Annotated in this window: 32 protein-coding genes; 18 read left to right on the forward strand and 14 right to left on the reverse strand. The window is 68.7% G+C overall.

Annotated features, from left to right (window positions below; all coding sequences use genetic code 11):
* Positions 1-2: 2 nt before the first annotated feature.
* From pstA to AB8M46_RS09700, 5 genes are all read right to left on the reverse strand, one after another.
* Positions 3-920, reverse strand: a complete 918-nt coding sequence (gene pstA, locus AB8M46_RS09680) for a phosphate ABC transporter permease PstA (RefSeq protein WP_037334778.1) — start codon at positions 918-920, stop codon at positions 3-5.
* A gap of 2 nt (positions 921-922) precedes the next feature.
* Positions 923-1,840 carry a phosphate ABC transporter permease subunit PstC gene (pstC, locus tag AB8M46_RS09685; protein WP_016338002.1) on the reverse strand — a complete coding sequence of 306 codons (918 nt, stop codon included), beginning with the start codon at positions 1,838-1,840 and terminating at the stop codon, positions 923-925.
* A 208-nt stretch (positions 1,841-2,048) separates the two neighbouring features.
* Positions 2,049-3,173, reverse strand: a complete 1,125-nt coding sequence (pstS, locus tag AB8M46_RS09690) for a phosphate ABC transporter substrate-binding protein PstS (protein WP_037334774.1) — start codon at positions 3,171-3,173, stop codon at positions 2,049-2,051.
* A gap of 229 nt (positions 3,174-3,402) precedes the next feature.
* The gene (gene mshD, locus AB8M46_RS09695; RefSeq protein ID WP_037334771.1) at positions 3,403-4,278 is read right to left on the reverse strand and encodes a mycothiol synthase; all 876 of its coding nucleotides are present in this window, start codon (positions 4,276-4,278) and stop codon (positions 3,403-3,405) included.
* A gap of 63 nt (positions 4,279-4,341) precedes the next feature.
* Positions 4,342-5,088 (reverse strand): response regulator transcription factor, encoded by a 747-nt coding sequence (locus tag AB8M46_RS09700; RefSeq protein ID WP_037334769.1) that lies wholly within the window; start codon positions 5,086-5,088, stop codon positions 4,342-4,344.
* Positions 5,089-5,232: 144 nt separating this feature from the next.
* On the opposite strand from AB8M46_RS09700, the gene AB8M46_RS09705 reads away from it, so the two are divergent.
* The 10 genes from AB8M46_RS09705 to AB8M46_RS09750 all read left to right on the forward strand — a co-directional run bounded on the left by AB8M46_RS09705 (position 5,233) and on the right by AB8M46_RS09750 (position 11,556).
* Complete coding sequence (locus AB8M46_RS09705; RefSeq protein WP_081975722.1) at positions 5,233-6,126, forward strand: DUF2993 domain-containing protein; 894 nt, start codon at positions 5,233-5,235, stop codon at positions 6,124-6,126.
* 7 nt (positions 6,127-6,133) lie between these two features.
* Positions 6,134-6,553 (forward strand): thioredoxin family protein, encoded by a 420-nt coding sequence (locus AB8M46_RS09710; RefSeq protein WP_037336208.1) that lies wholly within the window; start codon positions 6,134-6,136, stop codon positions 6,551-6,553.
* A gap of 226 nt (positions 6,554-6,779) precedes the next feature.
* Positions 6,780-7,214, forward strand: coding sequence for a DUF4395 domain-containing protein (locus AB8M46_RS09715; protein ID WP_125733089.1), 435 nt, complete (start codon positions 6,780-6,782; stop codon positions 7,212-7,214).
* Positions 7,215-7,235: 21 nt separating this feature from the next.
* A complete protein-coding gene (locus AB8M46_RS09720) occupies positions 7,236-8,072 on the forward strand; it encodes a sulfurtransferase (protein ID WP_394360108.1) in 837 nt (278 codons plus the stop codon).
* The gene (locus AB8M46_RS09725) at positions 8,072-8,380 is read left to right on the forward strand and encodes a DUF1416 domain-containing protein (RefSeq protein WP_037334762.1); all 309 of its coding nucleotides are present in this window, start codon (positions 8,072-8,074) and stop codon (positions 8,378-8,380) included. The genes AB8M46_RS09720 and AB8M46_RS09725 overlap by 1 nt, the downstream gene beginning before the upstream one ends.
* A gap of 228 nt (positions 8,381-8,608) precedes the next feature.
* Complete coding sequence (locus AB8M46_RS09730) at positions 8,609-9,232, forward strand: FABP family protein (protein ID WP_037334760.1); 624 nt, start codon at positions 8,609-8,611, stop codon at positions 9,230-9,232.
* Positions 9,233-9,243: 11 nt separating this feature from the next.
* Positions 9,244-9,855: a 5-oxoprolinase subunit PxpB gene (gene pxpB, locus AB8M46_RS09735; RefSeq protein WP_394360109.1), complete on the forward strand. Its 612-nt coding sequence runs from the start codon at positions 9,244-9,246 to the stop codon at positions 9,853-9,855.
* A complete protein-coding gene (locus AB8M46_RS09740) occupies positions 9,852-10,724 on the forward strand; it encodes a biotin-dependent carboxyltransferase family protein (RefSeq protein ID WP_394360110.1) in 873 nt (290 codons plus the stop codon). Before pxpB ends, AB8M46_RS09740 begins: the two co-directional genes overlap by 4 nt.
* Positions 10,712-11,125, forward strand: a complete 414-nt coding sequence (locus AB8M46_RS09745) for a hypothetical protein (RefSeq protein WP_037334753.1) — start codon at positions 10,712-10,714, stop codon at positions 11,123-11,125. The genes AB8M46_RS09740 and AB8M46_RS09745 overlap by 13 nt, the downstream gene beginning before the upstream one ends.
* Complete coding sequence (locus tag AB8M46_RS09750) at positions 11,125-11,556, forward strand: TFIIB-type zinc ribbon-containing protein (protein WP_394360111.1); 432 nt, start codon at positions 11,125-11,127, stop codon at positions 11,554-11,556. Before AB8M46_RS09745 ends, AB8M46_RS09750 begins: the two co-directional genes overlap by 1 nt.
* Here AB8M46_RS09750 and AB8M46_RS09755 read toward each other — a convergent pair.
* Complete coding sequence (locus AB8M46_RS09755; RefSeq protein ID WP_394360112.1) at positions 11,549-12,403, reverse strand: aminodeoxychorismate lyase; 855 nt, start codon at positions 12,401-12,403, stop codon at positions 11,549-11,551. The two genes, AB8M46_RS09750 and AB8M46_RS09755, sit on opposite strands and share 8 nt — an antisense overlap.
* 30 nt (positions 12,404-12,433) lie before the next feature.
* Between AB8M46_RS09755 and AB8M46_RS09760 the strand changes: the two genes are divergently transcribed.
* The 3 genes from AB8M46_RS09760 (at position 12,434) to AB8M46_RS09770 (ending at position 15,453) form a co-directional block, all read left to right on the forward strand.
* The gene (locus AB8M46_RS09760; RefSeq protein ID WP_394360113.1) at positions 12,434-13,561 is read left to right on the forward strand and encodes a YgfZ/GcvT domain-containing protein; all 1,128 of its coding nucleotides are present in this window, start codon (positions 12,434-12,436) and stop codon (positions 13,559-13,561) included.
* A gap of 384 nt (positions 13,562-13,945) precedes the next feature.
* The gene (locus AB8M46_RS09765; protein WP_007032564.1) at positions 13,946-14,509 is read left to right on the forward strand and encodes a hypothetical protein; all 564 of its coding nucleotides are present in this window, start codon (positions 13,946-13,948) and stop codon (positions 14,507-14,509) included.
* A complete protein-coding gene (locus AB8M46_RS09770; RefSeq protein ID WP_394360114.1) occupies positions 14,506-15,453 on the forward strand; it encodes an asparaginase in 948 nt (315 codons plus the stop codon). Before AB8M46_RS09765 ends, AB8M46_RS09770 begins: the two co-directional genes overlap by 4 nt.
* On the opposite strand, the gene AB8M46_RS09775 is transcribed toward AB8M46_RS09770, so the two are convergent.
* On the reverse strand, positions 15,450-16,349 hold the full coding sequence (locus AB8M46_RS09775; RefSeq protein ID WP_394360115.1) for a hypothetical protein: 900 nt from the start codon (positions 16,347-16,349) through the stop codon (positions 15,450-15,452). The genes AB8M46_RS09770 and AB8M46_RS09775 overlap by 4 nt on opposite strands.
* Before the next feature lie 207 nt (positions 16,350-16,556).
* Between AB8M46_RS09775 and AB8M46_RS09780 the strand changes: the two genes are divergently transcribed.
* Together AB8M46_RS09780 and AB8M46_RS09785 are read left to right on the forward strand one after the other, a co-directional pair.
* Positions 16,557-16,742 (forward strand): DUF3073 domain-containing protein, encoded by a 186-nt coding sequence (locus AB8M46_RS09780; protein WP_016338022.1) that lies wholly within the window; start codon positions 16,557-16,559, stop codon positions 16,740-16,742.
* 88 nt (positions 16,743-16,830) lie between these two features.
* Positions 16,831-17,691 (forward strand): 3-hydroxybutyryl-CoA dehydrogenase, encoded by an 861-nt coding sequence (locus AB8M46_RS09785; RefSeq protein ID WP_091598365.1) that lies wholly within the window; start codon positions 16,831-16,833, stop codon positions 17,689-17,691.
* Between the two features lie 10 nt (positions 17,692-17,701).
* Here AB8M46_RS09785 and AB8M46_RS09790 read toward each other — a convergent pair whose 3' ends face one another.
* Positions 17,702-18,244, reverse strand: coding sequence for a PIN domain-containing protein (locus tag AB8M46_RS09790; RefSeq protein WP_394360116.1), 543 nt, complete (start codon positions 18,242-18,244; stop codon positions 17,702-17,704).
* Between the two features lie 12 nt (positions 18,245-18,256).
* A complete protein-coding gene (locus tag AB8M46_RS09795; protein ID WP_360087086.1) occupies positions 18,257-18,712 on the reverse strand; it encodes a helix-turn-helix domain-containing protein in 456 nt (151 codons plus the stop codon).
* Between the two features lie 123 nt (positions 18,713-18,835).
* On the opposite strand from AB8M46_RS09795, the gene AB8M46_RS09800 reads away from it, so the two are divergent.
* The 3 genes from AB8M46_RS09800 to AB8M46_RS09810 all read left to right on the forward strand — a co-directional run bounded on the left by AB8M46_RS09800 (position 18,836) and on the right by AB8M46_RS09810 (position 21,547).
* On the forward strand, positions 18,836-19,735 hold the full coding sequence (locus AB8M46_RS09800; protein ID WP_394360117.1) for a Gfo/Idh/MocA family protein: 900 nt from the start codon (positions 18,836-18,838) through the stop codon (positions 19,733-19,735).
* 222 nt (positions 19,736-19,957) lie between these two features.
* Positions 19,958-20,611, forward strand: a complete 654-nt coding sequence (locus AB8M46_RS09805) for a VanZ family protein (RefSeq protein WP_394360118.1) — start codon at positions 19,958-19,960, stop codon at positions 20,609-20,611.
* Positions 20,612-20,788: 177 nt separating this feature from the next.
* Positions 20,789-21,547 carry a GNAT family N-acetyltransferase gene (locus AB8M46_RS09810; protein WP_394360119.1) on the forward strand — a complete coding sequence of 253 codons (759 nt, stop codon included), beginning with the start codon at positions 20,789-20,791 and terminating at the stop codon, positions 21,545-21,547.
* On the opposite strand, the gene arfB is transcribed toward AB8M46_RS09810, so the two are convergent.
* The 5 genes from arfB to AB8M46_RS09835 all read right to left on the reverse strand — a co-directional run bounded on the left by arfB (position 21,536) and on the right by AB8M46_RS09835 (position 25,471).
* Positions 21,536-21,967 carry an alternative ribosome rescue aminoacyl-tRNA hydrolase ArfB gene (gene arfB, locus AB8M46_RS09815; RefSeq protein ID WP_016338029.1) on the reverse strand — a complete coding sequence of 144 codons (432 nt, stop codon included), beginning with the start codon at positions 21,965-21,967 and terminating at the stop codon, positions 21,536-21,538. The two genes, AB8M46_RS09810 and arfB, sit on opposite strands and share 12 nt — an antisense overlap.
* Before the next feature lie 35 nt (positions 21,968-22,002).
* Positions 22,003-23,073, reverse strand: coding sequence for a phosphoribosylformylglycinamidine cyclo-ligase (gene purM, locus AB8M46_RS09820; RefSeq protein WP_007032555.1), 1,071 nt, complete (start codon positions 23,071-23,073; stop codon positions 22,003-22,005).
* A 30-nt stretch (positions 23,074-23,103) separates the two neighbouring features.
* Positions 23,104-24,642 carry an amidophosphoribosyltransferase gene (gene purF / locus AB8M46_RS09825; protein ID WP_007032554.1) on the reverse strand — a complete coding sequence of 513 codons (1,539 nt, stop codon included), beginning with the start codon at positions 24,640-24,642 and terminating at the stop codon, positions 23,104-23,106.
* A 204-nt stretch (positions 24,643-24,846) separates the two neighbouring features.
* The gene (locus AB8M46_RS09830; protein ID WP_037334730.1) at positions 24,847-25,248 is read right to left on the reverse strand and encodes a hypothetical protein; all 402 of its coding nucleotides are present in this window, start codon (positions 25,246-25,248) and stop codon (positions 24,847-24,849) included.
* Complete coding sequence (locus AB8M46_RS09835) at positions 25,232-25,471, reverse strand: DUF397 domain-containing protein (protein WP_037334728.1); 240 nt, start codon at positions 25,469-25,471, stop codon at positions 25,232-25,234. The genes AB8M46_RS09830 and AB8M46_RS09835 overlap by 17 nt, the downstream gene beginning before the upstream one ends.
* Between the last annotated feature and the right edge of the window lie 282 nt (positions 25,472-25,753).

Below are 25,753 nucleotides of genomic sequence, written 5' to 3' on the forward strand. Positions count from 1 at the left end.
GCTCACTTCTTCTTCGGGGCGACAAGACGGGCAAAGAGCATGGCGAGGAGGTTCACGATCGCGATGATCAGTACCAGGGTGAGCGCCGCTCCCCAGATCCTGTCGAACGCGACGGTACCTTCGTCGAACGGGTTGCTGACCCGTTCGTTGTTCATCAGAAGCGGCAGTGCGGCCTGTTCGCCACCGAAGATGTCCCAGTTCACGTAGGCGGAGTACCCCACGAGGACCAGCAGCGGCGCGGTCTCGCCCATCACGCGGGCGAGCGCCATCATGATGCCGCCGATGATGCCGGACAGCGCGGTCGGCAGGACGATCTTCATGATCGTCTTCCACTTCGGCACGCCCAGGGCGTAGGAGGCTTCGCGCAGGTCGTCCGGGACGATCCGCAGCATCTCCTCCGAGGAGCGCACGACCACCGGGATCATCAGCAGCACCAGCGCGAGCGACACGGCGAAACCGCTGCGCGGCAGGCCGAACGTCGTGATCCACAGCGCGTAGATGAACAGCGCCGCGACGATCGAGGGGACACCGGAGAGGATGTCCACCATGAAGGTCGTGACCTTCGCGAGTTTGCCGCGGCCGTATTCGACCAGGTAGATCGCGACCAGCATGCCGATCGGGACCGCGATGATCGCGCAGACCAGGCCCTGCAGCACCGAGCCGATGACCGCGTGCAGCACGCCGCCGCCGACCTCGTCCGACAGCACGGAGCCGAAGTCCTCGGTCCACCAGTTGCTGTAGGGGATCCGCTTGACACCGTTGATGACCACGGTGGCGAGCAGCCACACCAGCGGCACGACGGCGATCAGGAACGACAGCCAGATCAACGTCGTGGCGAAGCCGTTCTTGACCTTCCTCGCCAGGCTGACCTGCTGGAAGGCGGGGGTGGTGGCGGGGGTCTTCTCGAGCGTGGTGGACATGCTCAGTCCCCCTTCTTGGCGATGACGGATCGCGCGATGAAGTTGACGACGAGCGTCAGCAGGAACAGCACGAGACCCGCCGCGATGTACGCGCCCGCCGAGATCTCGTTGTTGAGTTCCGCGTAGTCCGCCGCGATCTTCGAGGCGAACGTGGCGCCGCCGTCGAAGAGGCTCCAGGTGAACTCGCGGCCGACGGCGCCGGTCAGGATGATCGCGAGCGCGATCGTCTCGCCGAGCGCGCGGCCGAGGCCGAGCATCGAAGCGCCGATGTAGCCCGCCTTGCCGAACGGGAGCACCGTGGTGCGGATGACCTCCCAGCGGGTGGCGCCCAGCGCCAGCGCGCCCTCGATATGCGGGGTCGGGGTCCGCTCGAACACCTCGCGGGACAGCGAGGTGATGATCGGCAGGATCATCACGGCCAGCACGATGCCCGCGGTGAAGATGGTGCCCCGCAGATCCGGCGAGACGTTGCCGGCCGCGAAGAGCGGGATCCACGAGAAGGTGTCGTTGACCCACTGCGAGAAGGGCTCGATCGCCGGCGCGAAGACCATCAGGCCCCACAGGCCGTAGATGATCGAGGGAACCGCGGCGAGCAGGTCGATCACGTACGCGAAGGGCCGCGCCAGCCGCTTCGGCGCGTACTGGGTGAGGAAGAGGGCGATCCCGAGCGAGATCGGCATCGCGATGATCAGCGCCAGCAGCGACGAGTACACCGTCACCAGCAGCAGGCCCATGATCCCGAAGCGCATGTCGTCCGGGGTGGTCTGCCAGACCTGGCTGGTCAGGAAGTTCACGTTGTCGGCCTGCAGCGCCGGGATGGCCTGCACCAGCAGGAACAGCCCGATCAGGCCGATCAGCGAGACGACGAAGACGCCGGCTCCGGTGGTCAGGATCTGGAAGATGCGGTCACCGGGTCGCACCGTCCTGGAATTGGGGCTCGCGAGGCGCACCGAGGACTGCTCGGGCGGTGACGCGGCAGATTGCTCCGAAATCGGGTCCTCCGTGAAGGTCTCGCGGACGCCAGAACGCCCACCGGGGTCGCCGGTGGGCGTTCTGGGCGAAGACGAATCGCTCATCGACTACTTCTGTCCAGCCTGTTTACTGATCAACCTAGAGGTCGTCGACAGGTCAGGCGATGGCCTTGACGGCGGTCAGGACCTTGTCCTGCAGGCTCTGCGGGATCGGCACGTAGCCCTTGTCCGAAAGCGGCTTCTGACCGTCGGTGGCGGCGACGTTCAGGAACGCCTTGACGGCCTTGCCGACCTCGGCGTCCGCGTACTTCGAGCAGACGATCTCGTAGGTGGCGAGCAGCAGCGGGTAGGCGCCCGCGACGTTGCTGGAGTAGATCGAGTTCAGGTCCAGCGCGAGGTCGTTGCTGCCTTCCTTCTTGAACTTCGCCGAGTCGAGGGACTTGGCGACGTTCGCGGCGGTGAGCTCGACGCCGCCGGAGCCGCTGTCGATCAGGGCGGCGTTCAGGCCGTCCTTCGCGAAGGAGGACTCGACGTAGGTGATGGCGCCGTCGGTGGCCTTGACCGCGCTGGCCACACCGTTGGACTTCTCGGCACCGTTACCGACGCCACCGTTGAACTTCTTGCCGTCGCCCTGGGTCCAAGCGCCCTTCGAGGCCGCCTTCAGGTACTTCTGGAAGTTGTCGGTGGTGCCCGACTCGTCGGTGCGGGAGATGACCTGGATGGCCTTGTCCGGCAGGTTGACGCTCTCGTTGCCCTTGACCGCCTTGATGGCCGGGTCGTTCCACTTGGTGATGCCGCCGTTGAAGATCTTGGCGGTGACCTCGGGGGTCAGGGTCAGCTTGTCGACCCCGGAAACCTTGTACGCGACGGCGACCGGGCCGATGACGAGCGGGAGGTTCCACGCGTCCGAGGCGCACCGGGCCTTGGCCTTCTCGGCCTCTTCGTCCTTGAGGGGCGAGTCCGAACCGGCGAAGTCGACCTGGTTCGCGTTGAACTGCTTGATGCCGGCGCCCGAACCGCTGGGGTTGTAGTTCACCTTCTGGCCGGAGCACTTGGCGGCGTAAGCCTGCACGAAGATGTCGACCGCGGTCTTCTGGGCGGACGAACCCTCGGCCGAAAGCGGGTTCTTGCCGCCGCATTCGACGTTGGCCGCGCCACTCGGAGCGGCGGCGGCACCCGTGCTGCCGGGCTTGGTCGCCGCCGGGTCGGATCCACAAGCGCCGAGCACGAGGGCGGCGGTGGCCACGATGCCGATCGCGCCCGCGGGCCGCATGATCTTCACTGCATTTCCTCCACTGGGAGACTTTCGCCGGATCGGTGGAACGGGAGCGTTCCTTCCGGACCCGGACATTAAGCACCGACAGTGGACAGGCGACCGTCTAAGGGTGAACGGCAAGTGAACAAGGCGGCCGATGTGAGCAGCGCGACTACTCCGAAAGTGACCCGTGTCCCGCCCGTGACCTGCGCGTCTGCTCTCCGTGACCGGTCAAGTGCCGCCCGTGTGAACGCCGTTACCGTGCGTATTGAACGTCTACCTCGTATCGGGTGAAGCCGAGCTTCGAATACACGGCGAGTGCGGGCGCGTTGTCCCCTTCGACGTAAAGGATCACTTGCCCCAGTCCGCGATCACGGAGATACCGCAGCCCGGCGAGCGTGAGGGCCTTTCCGAGGCCGCCGCCCTGCGCGTCCGGGTCGATGCCGACGACGTAGACCTCGCCGGCGGGCTCGCCGCCGAACCGGCCGGGGACCGCCTCGTGGACCTTCGTCCAGTGGAAGCCGATGACCTCGCCGTTCTCCTCCGCGAGGAAGAAGCCTTCGGGGTCGAACCAGGCGTCCTTCTCGGTCGCGCGGACCTCGTCGGCGGTCAGCGCGCCCTGTTCGGGGTGCCAGTCGAAGGCGCGGGCGTTGACCCGCACCATCGCTTCCTCGTCCTGCCCGGGGACGAACGTGCGCAGCGTGACCCCTTCGCGCGTCACAGGCTCCGGCCAGTCGGCCGTTTCGACGTCGGCGTGCAGGATCAGCAGTTCGCGGGCGCGTTCGAAACCTTCGGTCCCGGCGAGGTGGACCGCGGCGGGGTGGTCGCCGTGCGCCCAGACACGCAGCGGTTTCCCCGCGGTCTCTTCGACGAGCGCCCTGGTGAGCGCCCTGCCGTGGCCGGAGCGGCGATGCGCGGGGTGGACGAACAGTTCGGCGACCTGGTTGCCGTGCGAGTCGCCCTCGGTGTCCAGATGCGCGTACGCGACCAACGCGCCGTCGACGCGGCCGAGGAGGTGCCGCCCACCGTCGAACCCGGAGTCCTCCGGGCGGCCGTCGGCCTCGCGCACGGCGAGGAGGAAGTCGTGGATCTCTTCCGTGTCCGGTTCACCGGTCCAAGCCAGATCGAGCATGAAATCGACCCTACCCGGGAACCCGGCACCCGCCTGGACGTCTTGTCAGACAGGAAGGGGGACTCAGTGCGCGGAGAACTCGCTCGGCTCGTAGACGCTCGAGTCCGGGGCGACGGCCTGCTTGGCCGCCCCCTTCGAGGGACGCTCGAACTTGTAGCCGACGTTGCGCACGGTGCCGATCATCTGCTCGTGCTCCGGCCCCAGCTTCGCGCGCAGACGCCGGACGTGGACGTCGACCGTGCGCGTACCGCCGAAGAAGTCGTAACCCCAGACCTCCTGCAGCAGCTGGGCGCGGGTGAACACCCGGCCGGCGTGCTGCGCGAGGTACTTGAGGAGTTCGAACTCCTTGTACGTGAGCTCGAGAGTGCGCTTGCGCAGCTTCGCGGTGTAGGTCGCTTCGTCGATGACGAGGTCGCCGACGCGGAGTTCGGCGTCGACCTGCGCGGCACTGCCGTCGCGGGTGGTGACCAGCCGCAACCGGGCGTCGACCTCGGCGGGACCGGCCGTCGGGAGGAGGATGTCGTCGGTGCGCCATTCCGCGCTGACCGCGACCAGTCCGCCTTCGCCGACGACGGCGATGACCGGCGTGGAGGTCTCGTCCTCACCGGCGCCCTTGAGCAGACGGCAGAGGCTCTTCGCGGAGGCGAGATCGGCGCGCGCGTCGAGGACGATGACGTCGCGGTGGCCGGCGTCGAGCAGCGCGGTCACTTCCGGAGCACGGACGCGTACGGTGTGGGGCAGCAGATCCAGGGCGGGCAACACCGTGGTGGCATCTGCTTCCGCGGTCAGTACCAGAAGGTCCAGGCTCATCGCCGCACCGCCTTCGGATCGTGGCCGCCTCGAACGTGGCGACTGCCGGTGCTTAGTGAGAATAGCGGGTGAACAGCCGGGGACCTACCCCGTGCTGGATCGATCACACCTGGCCAAAGAGGTTGACGAAGGAGAATCGACGCAATGGTGAGCAGGCCCGTGGCGCAGGACGACCGACCCTCTCCGGGGCGGTCCGCCAAGCGAGGAAAGCGCCGTGGCCGGGGCTGGCTCATCGCCCTCGCGGTGCTCGTGGTGCTGCTGGTCGGCGCCGATTTCGGGGCGGCGGCGTTCGCCGAGCACACGATCTCCCAGAAGGCCCGCGAACAGCTGGACCTGGCCAACGATCCGGCGGTCACGGTGCACGGTTTCCCGTTCCTGACCCAGGCCCTTTCCGGTGACTACAGTCACATCACCATCAACGCCCAGGGCGTCGCCGTTCCACCGCGGCTGAGGGACGTGGACTTCAACGCGGACATGAGCGACGTCACGGCGCCGTTGTCGGACCTGACGTCCGGCAACACGAAGTCGATCGTCATCGGCACGCTCAAGGGCGAGGTGACGATCAAGGCCGCCGACATCGCGCGGCAGGCGCCGCTGGACAAGATCGAGAACCTCAAGATCGAACCGGTCACCGAGGACTACGTCCGCAACGGCGACAGCGGCCAGGGCGAGACGAAGCCGACGGCGACCAACGAGAACGGCGAGCCGGTCGACACCGCCAGCGCCGGGATCCGGGTTTCGGGCAACGTCCAGATCGCCGGGCAGAAGGTGGAGATCTTCTGCTTCGCGATGATCGAACTCGACGGGCAGAAGATCCGTCTCGAGCCGAAGCGGCTGCAGTTCGGGAATGACAAGGAGACCACCGTCGTTCCCCAGGCGGTACAGGACGCGCTGCTGCCGAACTTCAACGCGACCATCGACACCGGCGCGATGCCGTTCTCGGTGACGCCGACCTCGGTGCGCGTGAACAGCGGCTCGGTGACCATCAAGGGTGAAGGCAAGAACGTGGCCTTCAGCGGAGCGAAGCCTCAGGGGTGACTTGCGGATGACCGGAGTGTGGGTGCTGCTGGGCGTCTTGGTGCTCGGCGGGGTCGCGGGCGTGCTGATGCGAGCGCGTAACGGCCGGATCCGCGCGGCCAAACCCGGCGCGCCCACCCTGCCCGGCCGCGTCTCGGGCGCCCTCGCGCCCGAAGGCGTCACCCTGGTCCAGATCTCGACGACCTTCTGCGCGCCGTGCCGCCACACCCGCGCGATCCTCTCGGCGCTCGCGGACAAGACCGACGGCCTCACGCACGTCGATCTGGACGTCACCGAAACCCCCGAAGTCGCCCAGGCGCTTTCGATATTGCGGACTCCGACGACGCTGGCCTTGACCCCGGACGGCCGGGAGGTCTTCCGGGTCGGCGGCGTTCCCCGAGGTCAGGAGCTTCTCGAAGCCCTGAAGCCCCATCTGGCGAACGCCTGATCCCGAATTTTGGGAAGCGTCCCAAGGTGTGAACACGGTTCCCAACCTGAGGGAGCTCTGCGTACCCTCGTGCCCGTGAACAGGCTGCCCCGAACCTTGCTGACCCAGCGCCGCGCAGTGGATCTGTGCCGCGTTCGCAGCAGCCTGTGTCCCGGCGTTCGCTGAACCTCGCCTGCGCGTGCCCGTCCGGCACGCATCTCCTTCCCTCTCGTTCGCAGGAGGAACCATGTCCGCAGGACCGGCCGTCGACCCCCGTGGTCCGCGTTTCGCCGCCATCCTGACGACGATCGTGCTCGCGGTCGTGCTCATCACCCAGTGGTGGCCACTGCTCGCGGCGCAGGCGGTGGTGTTCGCGATCGGTGCCTTCGTCGGGCTGAAGCCGGCGCCGTACTCCCTGATCTATCGCTACCTGGTCGCGCCGCGGCTCGGCCCGACGACCGAACGCGAAGACGCCGCCCCGCTGCGGTTCGCGCAGGCCGTCGGGTTCGTGTTCGCGGTCGTCGGCACCGTCGGTTTCGCCACCGGCCTGACCGCGCTCGGCTTCGTCGCCACGGCGTTCGCGCTGTTCGCGGCGTTCCTCAACGCGGCGTTCAACTTCTGTCTCGGTTGCGAGATGTACCTGCTCATCAAGCGTTTCAGCCCCAGCCCTCGCGCGTCCTAACCCAGAAAGAGAGTCAGCTCCATGAGCCGTGAAGACGTCCTGGTCACCACCCAGTGGGCCGAGGAGAACCTGGACACCCCGGGTGTCGTGTTCATCGAGGTCGACGAGGACACGACCGCGTACGACAACGGACACATCCGCGGTGCGGTGAAGTTCGACTGGCGCAAGGACCTGCAGGACGGGGTCCGCCGCGACTTCGTCAACAAGGAGGGCTTCGAAAAGCTGTTGTCCGAGAAGGGCATCTCGAACGACGACCGCGTGATCCTCTACGGCGGCAACAACAACTGGTTCGCCGCGTACGCGTACTGGTACTTCAAGCTCTACGGCCACGAGAAGGTGCAGCTGCTCGACGGCGGCCGCAAGAAGTGGGAGCTCGACGGCCGCGAGCTGAACTCGGACGAGGTCAAGCGCGAGCCGACCACGTACCAGGCCCAGGAGCAGGACCTGTCGATCCGCGCGTTCCGCGACGAGGTCGTCGCCGAGATCGGCAAGAGCAACTTCGTCGACGTGCGTTCCCCCGACGAGTTCTCCGGCAAGCTGCTCGCCCCGGCGCACCTGCCGCAGGAGCAGTCGCAGGTCCCCGGCCACATCCCCGGCGCGCTGAACGTCCCGTGGGCGAAGGTCGCCAACGAGGACGGCACCTTCAAGACCGAGGAAGAGATCAAGGAGCTGTACTCCGACGAGGGCCTCGACGAGGCGAAGTCCACGATCGCGTACTGCCGGATCGGTGAGCGTTCGTCCATCGCGTGGTTCGCGCTGCACGAGCTCCTCGGCTACGACCAGGTGAAGAACTACGACGGTTCGTGGACGGAATACGGCTCGCTCGTCGGCGTGCCGGTCGAGTTGGGAGCTAAGTGATGGCAGACGACAGCTGCGGCGCGCCGGTCCAGGAGGCCACCCCCGCCGATTACGACACCCGCGGCCAGGTCGTGCTGGCCGGCAAGGTGACCGGCTCGGACGGCCCCGTCGGCGGCGCCTTCGTGCGCTTGCTCGACGGCGGCGGCGACTTCACCGGCGAGGTGGTCTCGTCGGCCGACGGCGACTTCCGCTTCTACGCGGCCCCCGGTGACTGGACGGTGCGCGCGCTGCACCGCTCCGGCAACGGCGAGGCCTCGGTGACCGCCCAGGGACCGGGCGTGCACCAGCTGGCGATCTCGGTCGCCTGACGTTTTCGCGCGTGAAGGCCCCCTTCCCTCGGCTCAGCCGCGGGAAGGGGGCCTTCACGCGCGTGTGGGCACTGCCACGCGACCTCGGCAGGCCTGTCGGGGCAGGTAGCGACTAAGGTGCGTGTCGTGGAGATCCTGTTTACGACCCTGCTGGTGCTCGCCGGCGTCGCGATCACCTGGTTCGCCGTGTACGTCGTCTACCGGCTTTACGCGGACCAGCGCTGACCCATGACGGCTAGTGGCGACGAGGCCATCCAGGCCGCGGAAAAGCGCGCGGAGAGCACGCGCGACCGGAACCTTCCGCAGTTCGACGACATGCCCATTCCGGGCGACACCGCGAACCTGCGTGAGGGCCCGAACCTCAACGACGCCTGCCTGGCGCTCCTGCCGCTCGTCGGCGTGTGGCGCGGCGAGGGCGAGGTCGACTACCCGACCATCGAGGGCCCGTACCGATTCGGCATGCAGCTGACCATCGCGCACGACGGCCGCCCGTTCCTCACGCACGAGGCGCGTGCCTGGCTGCTCGACGAGGACGGCAAGGTCATCCGTCCCGCCGCGCGCGAATCCGGGTTCTGGCGCCCGCAGGCCGACGACACGATCGAACTGCTGCTGACGCACAACACCGGCATCGTGGAGCTCTTCTACGGCAAGCCGCGCGGCAAGGCCTCGGTCCCGGCCTGGGAACTGGGCACCGACGCGGTCGTCCGCACCTCGACGGCCAAGGACGTCACGGCGTCTCAGCGGCTCTACGGCATCGTCAACGGCGAACTCGGCTACGTCGAGGAGCGCGCCATGATGGGCCAGGAACTGCAGCCGCACACGTCGGCGCTGCTGCGTCGCGTGGTGGGCTGACGTACTTTCCGATGCGGTGGCGTGCCTACGGCGAGCACGCCGCCCTGCTCGACTGCGCTTCCCTGGCCGAGTCGATGGCGGCGCACGCGATGATCTCCTCCGCGCGTCCGGACGGCGTCACCGAACTCGTTCCCGGCGCGCGCAGCCTGCTCGTGGTGGAAACCCCCGGCTCGGGCGCGCTCGCGGCCGTCCGTGAACTGCTGGCGGACGCCGACCTCGACCATCCGCCGGAAGGCGAAGCCCGCGAGATCACCCTCGACGTGACCTACGACGGCGAGGATCTCGAACTCGTCGCACGGGACGCCGGAGTGTCCACAGAGGACGTCGTCCGGCTCCACACCGGCGCCGTCTACACCGTGGCGTTCACCGGGTTCGCGCCCGGATTCGGTTACCTGACCGGACTTCCCGAGCCACTCCAGCAGCCGCGGCTGCCCGCTCCGCGCACTCGCGTGCCACCGGGTTCGGTCGGCATCGCGGGCGAGTTCACCGGCGTGTACCCGCGCGTCTCGCCCGGCGGCTGGCGGCTGATCGGGCACACCCGGACCGTGCTGTTCGATCCCCGCGCCGAGAAGCCCGCGCTGCTGGCGCCCGGCGACCGCGTGCGGTTCCGGAGCGCCGGATGAGGTCTCTCGAAGTGGTCGAGACCGGCCCGCTCGCGCTGATCCAAGATCTCGGCAGGCCCGGCTACGCGCATCTCGGCGTGCCTCCGTCGGGCGCGCTGGACGTCCCGGCGCTGAAACTGGCCAACCGGCTCGTCGGCAACGCCGAGGACGCGGCCGGCGTGGAATGCCTGCTCGGCGGGCTGCGGCTGCGCGCGAGGACGTCCTGCACGGTCGCGGTGACCGGTCCTTCCGTCGCCGTCGAGGTGGACGGGCGTCCCGTCGGCTCGCACGCTCCGGTGTGGCTGGCGGCGGGACAGGTCGTGGCGGTCGGCGCGCCTGCCACCGGATTACGGTGCTACCTGGCGGTTTCCGGCGGCATCACGGTCGACGCGGAACTCGGCAGCCGGTCGCGGGACGTCCTTTCGGAGATCGGCCCCGCGCCGCTCAAGAAGGGCGACGTCCTGCCGCTCGACCCGTCGTCCGTGTCCGGCGGAGCCGACGTCGTGCTGCCCACGAAGGCACCGGCGGAACTGGTCGTGCGCGTGGATCCTGGCCCGCGCGCGCACTGGTTCGAGGATCCGGCGGCGGGGCTCGCGAAGACCTGGACGGTGACGGCGGAATCCAACCGCGTCGGGCTCCGGCTCGACGGCCCCGCGTTGACTCGTCGACCCGAATACGCGGAGCGGGAACTGCCGAGCGAGGGCCTGTTGACCGGTGCCGTGCAGGTTCCGCCGAACGGGTTGCCGGTGGTGTTCTTGGCGGATCATCCGACTACCGGTGGTTATCCCGTGGCGGCCGTGGTGAGACAGGCGTCACTCCCGGCCCTCGCGCAGGCCAGACCCGGAACCCTTCTCCGCTTTCACTCGTCCACGAGGGTGTGGAACAGGTAAAGGTCGACGGTGGCACGGGTGTCATCGACACGAATTCGGTACCAACCCAACCGGAACTGCCGCAGTCGCTGCGGATCGCGCTGGCCACCGGCCAGATGCGGCGTCCGCTCGGCGACACGCTCCGCCCGCTTCTCGATCTCTTCGCCGACGGCGAGTACCAGGTCACCGGACCCGAACGACTGGCCGAGGACCGCTACCTGACCCCGAGCGCCGACTGGCCGCCCGCCGACGTGTCCCGGGTCGGTTACTACCGGACCGCGATCAAGAGCGGGCACCGGCCGGTCGCGGTCGTACTGGAGACCACCGACGCGGCGGTGATCCTCGACGGGCACCACAAGATCGCGGCTTACCGCGAAGAGGAGATCCTGCCGCACCTGCTGATCATCAGCCCGCTCGGCTGATGGACGGCCCGCGGTTCCGCGATCCGCAGATTCGGCTCAGGCACCTTGCCGCCGAGCCGATCCTGGTCGTCTGTCCACGCTGCTCGGGCCGTGCCTCGGTCACTCACGAACGGCTGACCTGCGTCGGCTGCGCTCTGGTGCGCTTTCGCCCCGAGCCCGACTACCTCGGGTGGAACCGCCCGGTCGACCCGTTCTTCCGCGAACCCCTCTGGCTGCGCGCCGACTGCTGTGGCGGGAACACCCTTTGGGCGTTCCACGAACGTCACCTCGATCTGCTCGAACGATTCGTCGCGGCGAAGCTGCGCGAACGCGGGCTCGGGAACCGTCCCGGCATGACCTTGGTCGCCCGGCTGCCCGCCTGGATCACGACGGCCAAGCACCGGGACGAGATCCTTCGCACCATCGCCAAGCTGCGCGCGACGCTCAGCTGATCGCGTACTCGCTCTCGTACGCGGCGGCCAGCTCGGCGTGGATCGCGCTGGAGTCGGTGAGCGCGACGCCGTCGAGCGTGTGCACCCGGGTCAGCTTGCGGACCGACGAGGCGAGGAACAGTCCTTCGCCCTCAGTGAGGTCCGAGACCTTGAGCGGCTCGACCTTGACCGACCAGCCCGCGCGCTCGGCGCCGCGGAACAGCGCCGCCTGCGTCGTCCCCGGAAGGATGCCGATGGTCGCCGGCGGCGTGTAGAGCGTCTTGTCCTTCGCGAGGACGACCGTCGAAGTCGGCCCTTCGAAGACCGTGCCGTCGGCGGCGGTGAAAATCACATCGCTCGCGCCACGGCGGCCCGCCTCCCGCAACGCCGCCATGTTGACGCCGTACGAAATCGACTTCGCGCCCAGCAGCAGCCACGGCGCGCGCTCGGCGAGGTCGGCCTCGATACCGCGCTCGAGGGTGATCGCCGCGACGCCTTCGACACGGGCCCGCTGGACCTTCTCGTCGATCTCCACTCCGAGTGCGAACCCGAACGGCTTCGCCTCCGGATCGCCGTCGATTCCCCTGGTGTACACCAGTTTCAGCGCGATCTCGGCGGGGCCGGACCAGTTGTCGATGACCGTCTGCGCGGCGCGCTCCCAGACCGCGAGGTCCGGCTCCGGCAGGTCGAGCATGGCCGCGGAACGGGCCAGCCGCTCGAGGTGCGGGCGGAGCTCGCGGGGCCGTCCGTCGACGACGAGGATCGTCTCGAACACGCCGTCGCCGCGAAGCAGTCCCAGATCGTCCACCCGCAGGTGGGCGGCTTCGGGGTCGGCCAGGGTCCCGTCGAGGAAGGCAAGCACGCGCATGGGGACACGGTACTCACTAGCATGGGTTTCATGCCCTACCGCTCCCCCTTGCTCGACCTTCCCGGACCGATCGCGGCACCCGACGGGCATCCGGAGGAAGGTGTCCCGTGGCACTGGGGTGACCCCTTCGCCGAGCAACGGACCGCGGCTCGCGGCGCGGTCGTGATCGACCGTTCGCACCGCGAGATCCTGAGCGTGACCGGCGAAGAACGGTTGTCCTGGCTGCATTTGGTGATCTCGCAGCATGTCACCGGGCTCGCCGAGGGCACCGGCACCGAGGCGCTCGTGCTGGACAGCCAAGGCCGCGTCGACACGCACATGGTCGTCGCGCACGCGGACGGCACGGTGTGGCTGGACAGCGACCGGGGCGCGGTGGCCACCAGCGCGTTGCCGTCCGGCGGCAAGCAGACACTGCGCGACTACCTCGAAGCGATGAAGTTCTGGTCCAAAGTGGACATCCGCGATGTCTCGGACGAGCTGGCGCTGCTGACCGTCCTCGGCCCCGACGCGGACCGAGTGCTGGACGCCGTAGGTGTTTCCGTGGGCTCGGACCCGTACTCGGTCGTGGCGATCCCCGGCGGTTTCGCGCGGCGGATGCCGTGGCCGGGACGGCACAGCGTCGACCTCGCCGTGCCCCGCGCCGAACTGGCGGGCTGGTGGCGGCGTCTGACCGACGCGGGCGCGCGACCGGCGGGCAGCTGGACCTTCGACGCGCTGCGGGTCGAATCGCTGCGGCCGCGCCTCGGCGTCGACACCGACGAGCGCACGATCCCGCACGAAGTGAACTGGGTCGACTCCGCCGCGCACGTGGCGAAGGGCTGCTACCGCGGACAGGAGACCGTCGCGAAGGTCCACAACGTCGGGCGGCCGCCGCGCTACATGGCGCTGCTGCACCTGGACGGTTCGCCGGAGATCACGCCGGAGACCGGCGATCCGGTGGCGCTGGGCGAGCGGACGGTGGGGCGCGTCGGCAGCGTGGTGCAGCACCACGAACTGGGCCCGATCGCGCTGGCGCTGGTCAAACGTTCGACGCAGCCGGGCGCGGAACTGCTGGTGGGCGCCGAGGACCGCGTCGTGCAGGCGACCATCGACCCGGACTCGGTTCCGGGGGAGGCTCCGGCTCCCGGACGGGAAGCGGCTCAGCGGCTGCGGGGCTGAGCCGGTTTCGGCTGTCCGTGAAGGCCTCCTTGAGTGACCCTGGGTCCCTCAAGGAGGCCTTCACGGCCCGGGCACCTCGCGCACTCACGACTGAAGTACGTGAAGGTCCCCTTCACTGCGCTAGACGCAATGAAGGGGACCTTCACGTACTCATCCACAGGTTGTCCACAACTCTGCCCACCTGTGGACAACTCCGCCGACCAGCACTTTTCCCCGCCCACCCCCGGTAGACTGGACCAGGGGCCGCCCCCGGGACGGGTGGGGGGCGGGCTCTGGAAGGGACCGAAAGAGCAGCCGTCCGGCGGAGGGGCTCGGAAGGGGCGGAGATCCTTGTGGTATCGCTCCCTGCGGAACATTTCCGCTGGAGCGCGATAAGCTACGCGCGTGATCGAAGTCCGGCCCGGTGGTCGCCGTCGTATCGACCGCGTGCTCGGCCCTGGGTATCTCAGCGACCTCGGCGAGCTGACGCTTTCCGTGCTGCGCGAGCGCCGTGATGAGGCCGCGCAGGAGGAGACCGACCTGTCGTACCTGCGGCGCCTGCTCCACGCGCGTATCGACATCGTGCGGGCCGAGCAGGAGCGCCGGAGTTCCGGCGGCGAGAGCAGCGTCGTCGAGCGGCTGGCCGCGATCCTGGCGGACAACGCGATCGGCCCGGCCACGGGCTCGGGGAGACATCAGCGGCTGGAGCCGTCTCGCGCGGGCGAGCACCGGCGGTTCGCCGAGGCCCTCATCGGCGACACGGATCTTTCCGACGTCAGCACGCTCTCGGACGAGAAGCTGGTCAACGCCCTCAACCGGTACGCCGACGAAGAGGTCTCCGTCTCTTCGTACCGCCGCGAGGTGCAGAGCGTGATGGACACGATCAACGCCGAGATCGCGACCCGCTACCGCAAGGGCACGGCATCGGTCGACGACCTGCTCGACACCGAACGCGGCGGGTCCGAGTGACGAATCCGGTCCTGGTCGAGGTCGTTCGATCCGGTTTCGTGGAGAGCGTGCACCGCGGCGCGCTCGTGATCACCGCCCCGGACGGCTCGGTGCGTTTCTCCGCCGGCGACATCGAGCGGCCGGTCTACCCGCGCTCGTCCAACAAACCTCTGCAGGCCGTCGGGATGCTCCGCGCCGGTCTCACGATCGGCGACGAAGAACTCGCGCTGGGCTGCGGCTCGCACAACGGCGAACCCGACCACGTCGAGAGCGCCCTGAAGATGCTGTCCCGCGCGGGGCTCACCGAGGACGCGCTGGCCTGCCCGCCCGCCTTCCCGCTGCACGAGCCGAGCATGCTGGCCGTCGCCTCCGCCGGGAAACGCCGCGCCGCGATGAACTGCTCCGGCAAGCACGCCGCGATGCTCACGACCTGCGCGCAGGTCGGCTGGCCGACCGACGACTACGCGGCCGAGATCCACCCGCTGCAGAAGATCATCCAGGCCACGGTCGCCGATCTCACCAGCGAAACGATCGAGACGGTCGGCGTCGACGGCTGCGGCGCCCCGCTGTTCGCGTTCTCCCTCACCGGCCTCGCCCGCTCCTTCGGCAGGCTCGTCACCGCCATGGGCGGGCCGGAACGCCGGGTCGCGGACGCGGTCCGCGCACATCCGTGGCAGGTCGCGGGCACCGGCCGCGAGGACACCGTGCTGATGCGGACCATCGACGGCCTGCTCTCGAAGGGCGGCGCCGAGGGAGTGCACGCGTTCGCGCTCCCGGACGGCACGGCGCTGGCACTGAAGATCGACGACGGCGCGGTCCGCGCCCGGCTCCCGCTGCTGCTCGCGACCCTGCGTCACCTCGGCATCGACCCGGGTGACGAAGCAGTGGGCCTCGCGCGCGACGCGGTGCTCGGCGGCGGGAAACCGGTCGGCGAGCTGAAGGTCGCCGCCGGTCTGTTCGGCTAGTTCGCGCGTTCCCGCGCGGCCAGGTCGCCCCAGAAGTCGCGCAGGTCGGCGAACAGTTCCGCCAGCTCGTCGACGTTGCCGGTGCGGAGCGCGTCGAGGATGTCGTGCACCTCTTCGGCGGTCGTGTCGGCCTGCAGGATCGAGTCGGCGAAGAGCTGCACGAGACCGCCGTAGTCGAGTTCGACCGCGGAGCCGGGGTGGAAGCTGTCGAGCCAGCGTCGCGTCTCCAGCAGCACCCGGCCGGGCCCCGAGTCGCCGAAGGTCGCTTCGAGCAGGTCCCCGACCTCGCGGGCGCGGTACCGCGCGTCGGCGATGGAGACCCGCCACGACACCTCGCGCTCCGGGTCGTCGCGTCCCTTGCCGAGTTTGACCCGGCGCATCCCGGGGTCGAACAGGACGAACCACGGGAGCGGAACGGTCCACGTCGTCGAGAGCGTGTGCGAGGCCGAAGCGGACAAGTCGCCGATCGCGGACTTCGCCCGCGCGCGGATCATGTCCAGCGACGCGCCGCCCGCGTCGAGCACCGCGTTCTTCAACGCCGGATGCGCGTCGCCGAGGAAGGTCACCAACGCCGCGGCCGAGCGCGCGCGGATCTCCATCGGACAGATCAGCGGTCCCGGACCGGCGTCGCCGTGCTCACCCTCCGGCACGTCTTCGGGGTCGAGCACGAGGACGTCGGTGACGAGACTGGGGGCGGCCCTGCCGTCCGCGAGTTCGGCGGGCAGCAACCGCCCGACATGCTGTGACTTGAGCCACAGTGCCTGCTCGCGCTCGCCCGCGGCCGAACGATCGAGCCGGGCCGCTTCGACGGCCTCGAGCAGGCGTTCGTCCGGTGGATCCCCCAGCGCGAGCAGGGGCTCATAGACGCGGAGATAAGCCGCGAACGGACGGGGCACACGAGCATCGTGGCACGCCGACCTGCGACTATCGCCACCGACCGGCCGGTAACCGGCGTTCCGTGAACACTGTCGCCACCGGCACACCGTGCCACGTCGCATCCAACCCCCCGGACACGGTACGGTGTCAGCAGGAAAGAATTGTCGAGACGATGCGGGGCCGCCGATTCCCCCGGCCGCCCCGCCCCTGTGCGAGGGGGTCGAGCCATGGGGCGCGGCCGGGCTAAGGCCAAGCAGACGAAGGTGGCGCGCGAGCTCAAGTACAGCTCGCACGAAACCGACTTCGATGCTTTGCAGCGCGAGCTGTCCAGTAGTTCCTCGGAAGACAGGCACGAGGACGACAAGCGGTACGACGAAGACCCGTACGACGGGTACGACGAATACCGCCGCTGAGCAACGCGTGACACGCGAGGGTGGATCCGGGCTTGTCCCGGTGACCGCCCTCGCGTGTCGCGTGCTGCCCAAAATATGAGGAGGTGCCATGTCTGACGTAGCGCGAGTAGGTGTCGTCGGGGCCGGGCTCATGGGCTCGGGCATCGCCGAGGTGCACGCACGGGCCGGACTGGACGTGATCGTCACCGAGGTGAACCAGCCGGCGCTGGACTCCGGGCGGGCGCGGATCGAGAAGTCGCTGCAACGCGGCGTCAAGAACGGGAAGCTCTCGCAGGAAGACGCCGACGCCGCGCTCGGACGACTCCGCTTCACCACCGAGATCGGCGAGTTCGCCGACCGCGACCTCGTCATCGAGGCCATCCTGGAACAGGAGCAGGCCAAGGTCGAGGTTTTCCGGTCGCTGGACAAGATCGTCGAGCGCGAGGACGCCGTGTTCGCGTCCAACACCTCCTCGATCCCGATCATGAAGCTCGGGATGGCCACCGGCCGCCCGCAGCAGGTGGTCGGCATCCACTTCTTCAACCCGGTCCCGGTACTGCCGCTCGTCGAGCTGGTGCCCTCGCTGCTGACCAGCGACGACACCGCCCGCCGTGCCGAGGAGCACGCGACGACGGCGTTGAGCAAGACCGTGATCCGGTCGCAGGACCGTGCCGGGTTCATCGTGAACTCGCTGCTCGTGCCGTACCTGCTTTCCGCGATCCGGATGATCGAGTCGGGCTTCGCGTCCGCGGAGGACATCGACCGCGGCATGGAGCTCGGCACCGCGCACCCGATGGGCCCGCTGCGGCTGTCGGACCTGATCGGCCTGGACACCATCAAGGCCATCGCGGACTCGATGTACGCCGAGTTCAAGGAGCCGCTGTACTCCTCGCCGCCGCTGCTGCTGCGCATGGTCGACGCCGGTCTGCTCGGCAAGAAGACCGGCCGCGGCTTCTACAGCTACTCCTGACCCAAGTCGTTCAGCGACGGAGCGCCGCGACCGATTTGCGGAGGCCGCAGCGCTCCAAAGCGTCGAGAACCTCGGAGACGCTGGCAGGCGGAGCACGGCGCGAGTCCGCGATTCGCCGTACCGCTTCCACGACCACTCTCTCGCAGAGCTCGATCCGGTCGAGCACGAAATCGTCCGAGCTCTGCGCCTCGACGTTCCATTGACCGAGGACCCGTCCGGGAAAATCCCGCAGGTTCTCGGTCACGATGACCCGGGCCTGCGCCTTGATGGCCGCTGCGAGTACATGACGGTCGTCCGGATCTGGCAGGTCGAGCGTAGTGATGAGTGGTTCATAGCAGGTGACGAGGCAATCCCGGACCGAGGCGTTCATCAGGTGCCGCGTCCTGTCCAGCTTGCGGGGGTCGAGATCGGGCCGGTTCTTCCGGAGGTTCCGGAAGACCTCGTCGAGGATCTCGTCCGTCCACTTGGCCTGGACGAAACCGCTCTGCGCGATCCGGAGCAGCAGATCACGCAGAACGTTGGGGTACAGCACGTTGGCGTCGAACAGGACCACGAAGGCCACTTGCTAGGTCAGCCCCATCTCCTGATTCAGGGCGGAAAGCTCGTCCGCGGCCTCGCGACGCCGGCGGTCGTCTTCACGCAAGTAGTCGTGGAGGGAACCGGCTTTCACTCGCCGGTGCTTACCGACCGTGCGGTACTCGATCCGTCCCGCTTCGAGCAGCCCGATCAGGAACGGCCGGGAAACGTTGAGCAGGTCTGCCGCCTGCTGCGTGGTCAGCTCGGCATGGGACGGGACGATCGCGACACTCTCACCCGCCGCCACCAGGGCGAGCACGCGAGCCATCAGGTCGACGACCCCTCGGGGGACGACCACGGACTCCTCGTGCTCATCGACGACGACGCGCACGGTGTCCCTTTCATGCCGCCGGGCCAGGTAAGCCTCGACGTGCGGGAGTGCCTCGAGTGCCACGTCGATGTCGTGGCGCCCTGGGACGATCTGGTCAATGGTCAGCGCAGTCATCACTGCTCCCGTGTTCAACGTGGTCCCAGTATCGGCTCTCAAACGAATTATTCGCAACAAACGCAATAAACGCAACTCGATGGTGCGTTCAGCTTGCGCGAGGGCACACCTAGACTCGGGGGTGTGGGACAGGGACAGCTGCGTGCGGGTCTGGTCGGTGCCGGTCCGTGGGCGAAGACGGTGCACGCGCCAGGTCTCGCCGATCACCCCGGCATGACGTTGCGCGCGGTCTGGGCCAGGCGTCCCGAGGCCGCGAAGGAGCTGGCCGAGGCCCACGGCGCCCAGGCCGTCGACAGCTTCGACGAGCTGCTCGACCAGGTGGACGCGGTCGCGTTCGCCGTGCCGCCCGCCGTTCAGGCGGAGCTGGCGGTCCGGGCGGCCGAAGCGGGCAAGCATCTGATCCTGGAGAAGCCGATCGCCGCGGATCTCAACGGCGCGCGGCGGCTCGCGGACGCGGTGGAGGCCGCCGGTGTCGCGGCTCTCGTGGTCCTGATCCTGCGGTTCTCGCCGATGACCCGCGAGTGGCTCGACGGCATCAAGGAAGCCGGCGGCTGGCGGGGCGGCGGGGCTCGCTGGCTTTCGGGCGCGCTGCTCGGCGGTCAGTACCAGTCCTCGGCGTGGCGGCACGACTCCGGCGCGCTCGCCGACATCGGCCCGCATGCCTTCGATCTGCTGGACGCGGCACTCGGCGAGATCACCGACGTGCTCGCGGCGAACCGGACCGATGACGATCTGTGGCAGGTGCTGTTAGCCCACGAGGGTGGCGCGACGAGTACGGCGACCCTGTCGCTGCGGCTGCCGATCCAGCCGACGGTCGTCGAAGTCGCCGTCTACGGCGAGCACGGTTACCGCACGCTCGGCCGGAAGCCGGGCTCGGCGGGCGAGTCGTACACCGCGCTCCTGGACGATTTCGCGGCGATGGCCGCGAGCGGGACGACCTCGCACCCGTGTGACGTACGTCGCGGGCTGCACCTCCAAAAGCTGCTCGAACGCGCGCGGGAGCTCGCCGGACACGGCAAGTAGTACACAGGTCACCCACAAGGCTTTTCCTTGCGGGATAACACCTTCTTCCGGCTGGTTCGCGGCCGTCCACAGGTTTGTCCACAGGTTCCTTTGTGGACGGTTCCGAGCATGGGAAAACCTTTTCCGCCACCGGAAAAGATCACCTCTTAGTGCGTCCGCTCCGCCATGCCGAGTCGATCTTGTGATGCGAAGGTGATCTTGGGCGCTCCGGAAAGGAAGGCCATGGGTGAGCTGCTCCGCGCTTTCGGTGTGATGATCCCGTTGACGATCACCGCGATTCCGTACGCACTGCTCGGGTGGCCGCTGCTCGCGGCCCACCGGCGGCGGCGAAGACAGGCCGATCTCTTCTCCGCGTCGGCGACGGCCGCCGTCGACATGACGCTCGCGCTGACCTGCTTCCTGGTGTTGTGCCTGGTCACGATGCCGGTGACCGGTGCGCACGGCAGCAGGCTGAACCTCGAACCCGGCACCGACCTCCGCCTCGCCCTGAACGACAGCGCCAATCTCTGGCAGGCGCTGGGCAACGTCCTCATGCTGAGCCCGCTCGGCGCCCTGCTCCCCCTCCGGTTCCGCCGCCTGCGCTCACTGGGCCGGATCGCGCTGGGCGCGCTGGCCGTCTCGGTGTTGGTGGAGGGCACTCAATACCTGATCCAGGCGGGCCGGGTGACCTCGGCCGACGACATCCTGCTGAACACCTTGGGCGCCGTCGCGGGCGCCGCGGTGAGCAAACGACTGTGGCATCGCCTGGACGTCCGGCCGCCCGTGGCGATCCCGGCGCAGGTCCGGCGGGTGTGCGAGGCGCCGGTCCGGCTCCGGGTCCCGAGATCGGTGTGGGACGAGCGGTATTCGGGCATCGCGCATCCGCAGCGGAGGTAAAGGAGTTGACCGTCGTGCGAGAGTGATCGCGAAAGCCCTACGCAGCAAGAAAGAGGGATGCCTCATGCCTGACGCCTTCGGTGGCGTCGGCACGAGCTAGCCGGCGCACCCGCCAGCCCACCACGCACGCGGATCGTCCCGTGCGTCTCCTTCTTCTGCCCGAAAGGCTTTCCACCAGTGCTTTCCGAGACGATTCGTGCTCTGCAGTCCTACATCCGCCTCACCGCGGCGAAATTCCGCGAAACCGAGCGGATCGGGCCGTTCCTGGCCACCTACTACCTCGAATCCAGCAGCCCCTTCCTCAACTACGCGATCCCCGACGACGGCGCCGTCCCCACCGAGGACGACGTCGCCGCGCTCACCGAGGCGTTCCGCAAGCGCGGGCTCGCGCCGCGTCTGGAGTTCCTCACCGAGGCCGTTCCGGCCGCCGAAGCCGTGCTCGTCCGGTGCGATTACACGCTGGAGCGGCGGGTTCCGCTGATGATCTGCACCCCGGGGCAGGTCGTCGAACAGCCGAAACCGGCGGGGATCAGCCTGGTCACCCCGAAGACCGAGGGCGAACTCCGGCAGATGATCCGGGCGCAGAACCTGGCGTTCGGCGAGACCGATCCCGACGAACACCTCGACCCGTCGCCGGATCAGCTGAGCGGCGAGACCATCTCGGTGATGGCGGTCGACGAGAACGGCGAGGTCGTCGGTGGCGGCGTCGCGACCGCGATCCTCGACGGCGCGACGGAGATCGCCGGGATCGGGGTGCTCGAGGAGTACCGGAGCCGCGGGATCGCCGCGGCGATGACGGAGTACCTGACGCGTGAAGCACACGTGCGCGGCGGCCGGTCGGTGTTCCTGACGCCGGGCGCCGGGCAGGCGGAACGCGTCTACGGCCGGGTCGGGTTCAAGACCGCTGCCGAGTGCGTGCACCTGTCAGTCGTCTGAGTAGCCGCCGCGGCGTGACTTCTTGACCTCGCCGCGGCGCTTCTTCGACGCCAGGCGGCGTTCCTTCGAACCCCGTGAGGGTTTGGTGGGACGCCGCTTGGCGGCCGGCGGCGCCGACGCGTCCGTCAGGAGCATCACCAGCCGTGCCCGCGCGGCTTCCCGGTTCATCAGCTGGGAGCGGTGTTCGGACGCGGCGATCGTGACGACGCCGTCGACCAGGCGCGACGAAAGCCGGTCCAGCATCCGGGCCCGGAGATGCTCCGGGACGGATGCCGAACCGGCCACGTCGAAGGACAGTTCGACCCGCGAGTCCGTGGTGTTCACGCCCTGCCCACCCGGGCCCGAGGACCGGGAGAACCGTTCGCTCAATTCGGCACCCGGGATCACGAACCGGGTACCGATCACCACGTCATCAGCCACGGACCCAGTGTGTCACCCGGGCCCAAGCCGTTAAATCAGAAGCGCGGGTGGTCACCCGACAGCACGGCGCGCGGACCGTCCGGGTCTTCCGCGGGCTGGACGTCGCCGAGGATCCACGCCGGCACGTGCCGCGCGGTCAGCATCGCGAGCGCGCGGTCGACGTCGTCGGGGCCGACGATCGCGACCATGCCGACGCCCATGTTGAACGTCTTCTCCAGTTCGGCGCGCTCGACCTTGCCGCGGTGGCCGATCAGCGCGAACACCGGCGCCGGGGTCCAGGTGCCGCGTTCGAGCCGCGCGACCAGGCCGCGCGGCATGACGCGGGCGAGGTTCTGCTCCAGGCCACCGCCGGTGACGTGCGCGAACGTGCGGACGTCGGCTTCGGCGGCCAGCGCGAGGCAGTCCTTCGCGTAGATCCTGGTCGGCTCCAGCATCTCCTCGCCCAGCGAGCGGCCGAACTCCTCGACGTGCCCGTCGAGCGGCATGCGCGCGATGTCCAGCAGCACGTGCCTGGCCAGCGAGTAGCCGTTGGAGTGCAGGCCGGACGAGCCGAGCGCGAGGACGACGTCGCCGGGGCGGACCCGCTCCGGGCCGAGCACGTTCGACGCCTCGACGACACCGATGCCGGTGCCCGAGAGGTCGTAGTCATGCTCGCCCATCAGGCCGGGGTGCTCCGCGGTCTCGCCGCCGAGCAGCGCGCAACCCGCCTGGACACAGCCCTCGGCGATCCCGCCGACCAGCGCCGCGATCTTCTCCGGCACGACCTTGCCGACGGCGATGTAATCCTGCATGAACAGTGGCTCGGCGCCGGTGACGACCAGGTCGTCGACGACCATCGCGACCAGGTCGATGCCGACCGTGTCGTGCTTGTCGAGCGCCTGGGCGACGGCGATCTTGGTGCCGACCCCGTCGGTCGACGAGGCCAGCACCGGCTCTTTCCACTTGTCCAGCTTCAGGGAGAACAGCCCGGCGAAACCGCCGACGCCGCCCATCACCTCGGGCCTCGTGGCCCTCTCGGCGTGCGGTTTGAGCAGCTCGACGGCTTTGTCACCGGCGTCGATGCTGACGCCGGCGGCGGCGTACGTGGCGCTCGTGGACTCGCTCACGGAAGCGGACTCCAACTCTGGAAGAGAGGTCTAGGGACGCCGGATGGCGTCCTCAGCACCGTACCCGGCAGGGCTGACGGGCTTCGCCGCGCCATTCACCGAGTCCAGGCTCTCCAGCAGGTGCTTCCCGATCAGCGCGTCTTCGGGCAGCGCGATCGGGTACTCGCCGGAGAAGCACGCGGTGCACAACCGCGACTTCGGCTGCTCCGACGCCGCGACCAGCCCGTCCAGGGAGATGTAGCCCAAGGTGTCGGCGCCGATGGAGCGGCGGATGCCGTCGAGGTCGACGCCGTTGGCCACCAATTCGGCCCGCGACGCGAAGTCGATGCCGTAGAAACACGGCCAGCGCACGGGCGGCGAGGCGATCCGGACATGCACCTCGAGCGCGCCGGCCTCCCGCAGCATGCGGACCAGTGCGCGCTGGGTGTTGCCGCGGACGATGGAGTCGTCGACCACCACGAGCCGTTTGCCGCGGATGACGTCGCGCAGCGGGTTCAGCTTCAGCCGGATGCCCAGCTGCCGGATGGTCTGCGACGGCTGGATGAAGGTGCGGCCGACGTAGGCGTTCTTCACCAGGCCGGTGCCGTAGGGGATGCCGGAGCCCTGCGCGTAGCCGATGGCGGCCGGGGTGCCGGATTCGGGCACCGGCATGACCAGGTCGGCGTCGGCCGGATGCTCGGCGGCGAGTTTGCGGCCGATCTCGACGCGGGTGGCGTGCACGCTGCGGCCGGCGATCGAGGTGTCGGGGCGCGCGAGGTACACGTACTCGAAGACACAGCCCTTGGGCTCCGGGTTCGCGAACCGCGAGGAGCGCAGGCCCTCGGCGTCGATCGCGATGAGCTCACCGGGCTCGACCTCGCGGACGAACGACGCGCCGCAGATGTCGAGCGCGGCCGTCTCGCTCGCGACCACCCAGCCGCGTTCGAGCCTGCCGAGCACCAGCGGGTGCACGCCGTGCGGGTCGCGCGCGGCGTACAGGGTGGACTCGTCGGCGAAGACCAGGCAGAACGCGCCCTTGAGGGTGGGCAGCAGTTCCAGCGCGGCGGCTTCGATGCCCTTGTCGGCGGCGTTGGCCGCGAGGAGCCCGCACACCAGGTCGGAGTCGCTGGACGAACCGGTCAGCCCCGCGTGCGGCTTGAGCCCGGCCTCGACCGTGCGATCCCGCAGTTCCGCGGTGTTGACGAGGTTTCCGTTGTGCGCGAAGGACAATCCGCTACCGGTCGCGGTGGTGCGGAAGATCGGCTGCGCGTTCTCCCAGATGGTCGCGCCGGTGGTCGAGTAGCGGCAGTGGCCGACGGCGATATGTCCCTGCAGCGACTGCAGGACCTGCTCGTCGAACACCTGGCTGACCAGGCCGAGATCCTTGAAGACGACGATCTGCGAACCGTCGGAGACGGAGATGCCGGCCGCTTCCTGGCCGCGGTGCTGAAGTGCGTAGAGCCCGTAGTAGGTCAGCTTCGCGACCTCTTCTCCGGGCGCCCAGACACCGAAGACACCGCATTCCTCGCGGGGTTCCGGATCGGGCTGGTCGGTCACGGGCTGTCCGGCGAGGGACGGGTCGGAAACCACCGAGGTGCTCCCAGGGAGAAAGAGGGCAGGCCGCCACCAGTGTAAACGGTGAGCAGGAGATCAACGCGCCGCACGAGGTGGCGCTGGACACGCTTCGACTGATGACCGTGAGTGACGAGCGGGTGTCAAGACCCGTCACTCACGACCCCCGACCAGCCGACCGCTCCCCCTCGACAGAGGCGGTCGACTGTGCTTAGGAGCTGACTAGCCCGCGGCGAGCCATTTGGACGTGCCGCCGCGGCCGGGAACCCAGCAGCCCTTGGCCGCGGTCTCCGGAACGTAGAGCGAGCCGGGTGTGCGCTCGTCCGGGAGCGCGAGCAGTGCCGTCAGCACCGTCGCGGCGTCTCCGGTGTACCGCCACAGCCAGACCTCGGGTTCGAGGATGTCCTCCTCGGTGCCCGGCATACGGGTCGCGACGACGTCGTCCTCGGCGTTGAGCCGGACCACGTCGACCACGTTGTCGTGGACTCGCACGCCGACCACGGCCATGACCTCGCCGTTCGCGTCGCACGGGTGCACGAACTGGTACCCGCGGTGGATCAGTTCCTGCAGGCCGCTTTCGATGTCGGTGATTTCCGCGGTGATGGTGTCACCCGAGGACGTCATCGAATTCGCCGTCCTTGGCACCCGCGAGGAACGCGGCCATCTCGGCCTGGGTGTAGACCAGTGCGGGACCGGTCGGGAAGCGCGAGTTGCGCATCGCGATCTCGCCGGACGCGAGCGGTGCCACCTCCACGCAGTTGCCGATCGCGTTGCTGTAGCTCGCTTTGCGCCATTGCGCGCCGATAAGACGATCGGCCGGGATGCCGTTGTCGAACTGTTCAGCCATGGTCCCCACCTTCCCCGACAGAAGACTTCGGGCGATGCATCTGCATGTGCATTTGCCTGTGATCCCAAAGTTAGCACGTGTGACTGCAGCGGTAAATGCACGTGCAGAAGTTTTTGCAGAATTCGCGTGCAGTGATGACTTAAGTCCTCAGCCGTCCCACCAAAGGGTGACGCGCACTGTCCCCAACGGGTGAACAGCTACGACTGGTCGCCGGAATTTCGGGTGACCGCAAGAAAACCCCGGCCGTCCCCGGAACGGCGGTCAGCCCCACAACGGTGATCG

It is taken from the genome of Amycolatopsis sp. SB7-3 (assembly GCF_041021335.1).
Taxonomy (GTDB): domain Bacteria; phylum Actinomycetota; class Actinomycetes; order Mycobacteriales; family Pseudonocardiaceae; genus Amycolatopsis; species Amycolatopsis japonica.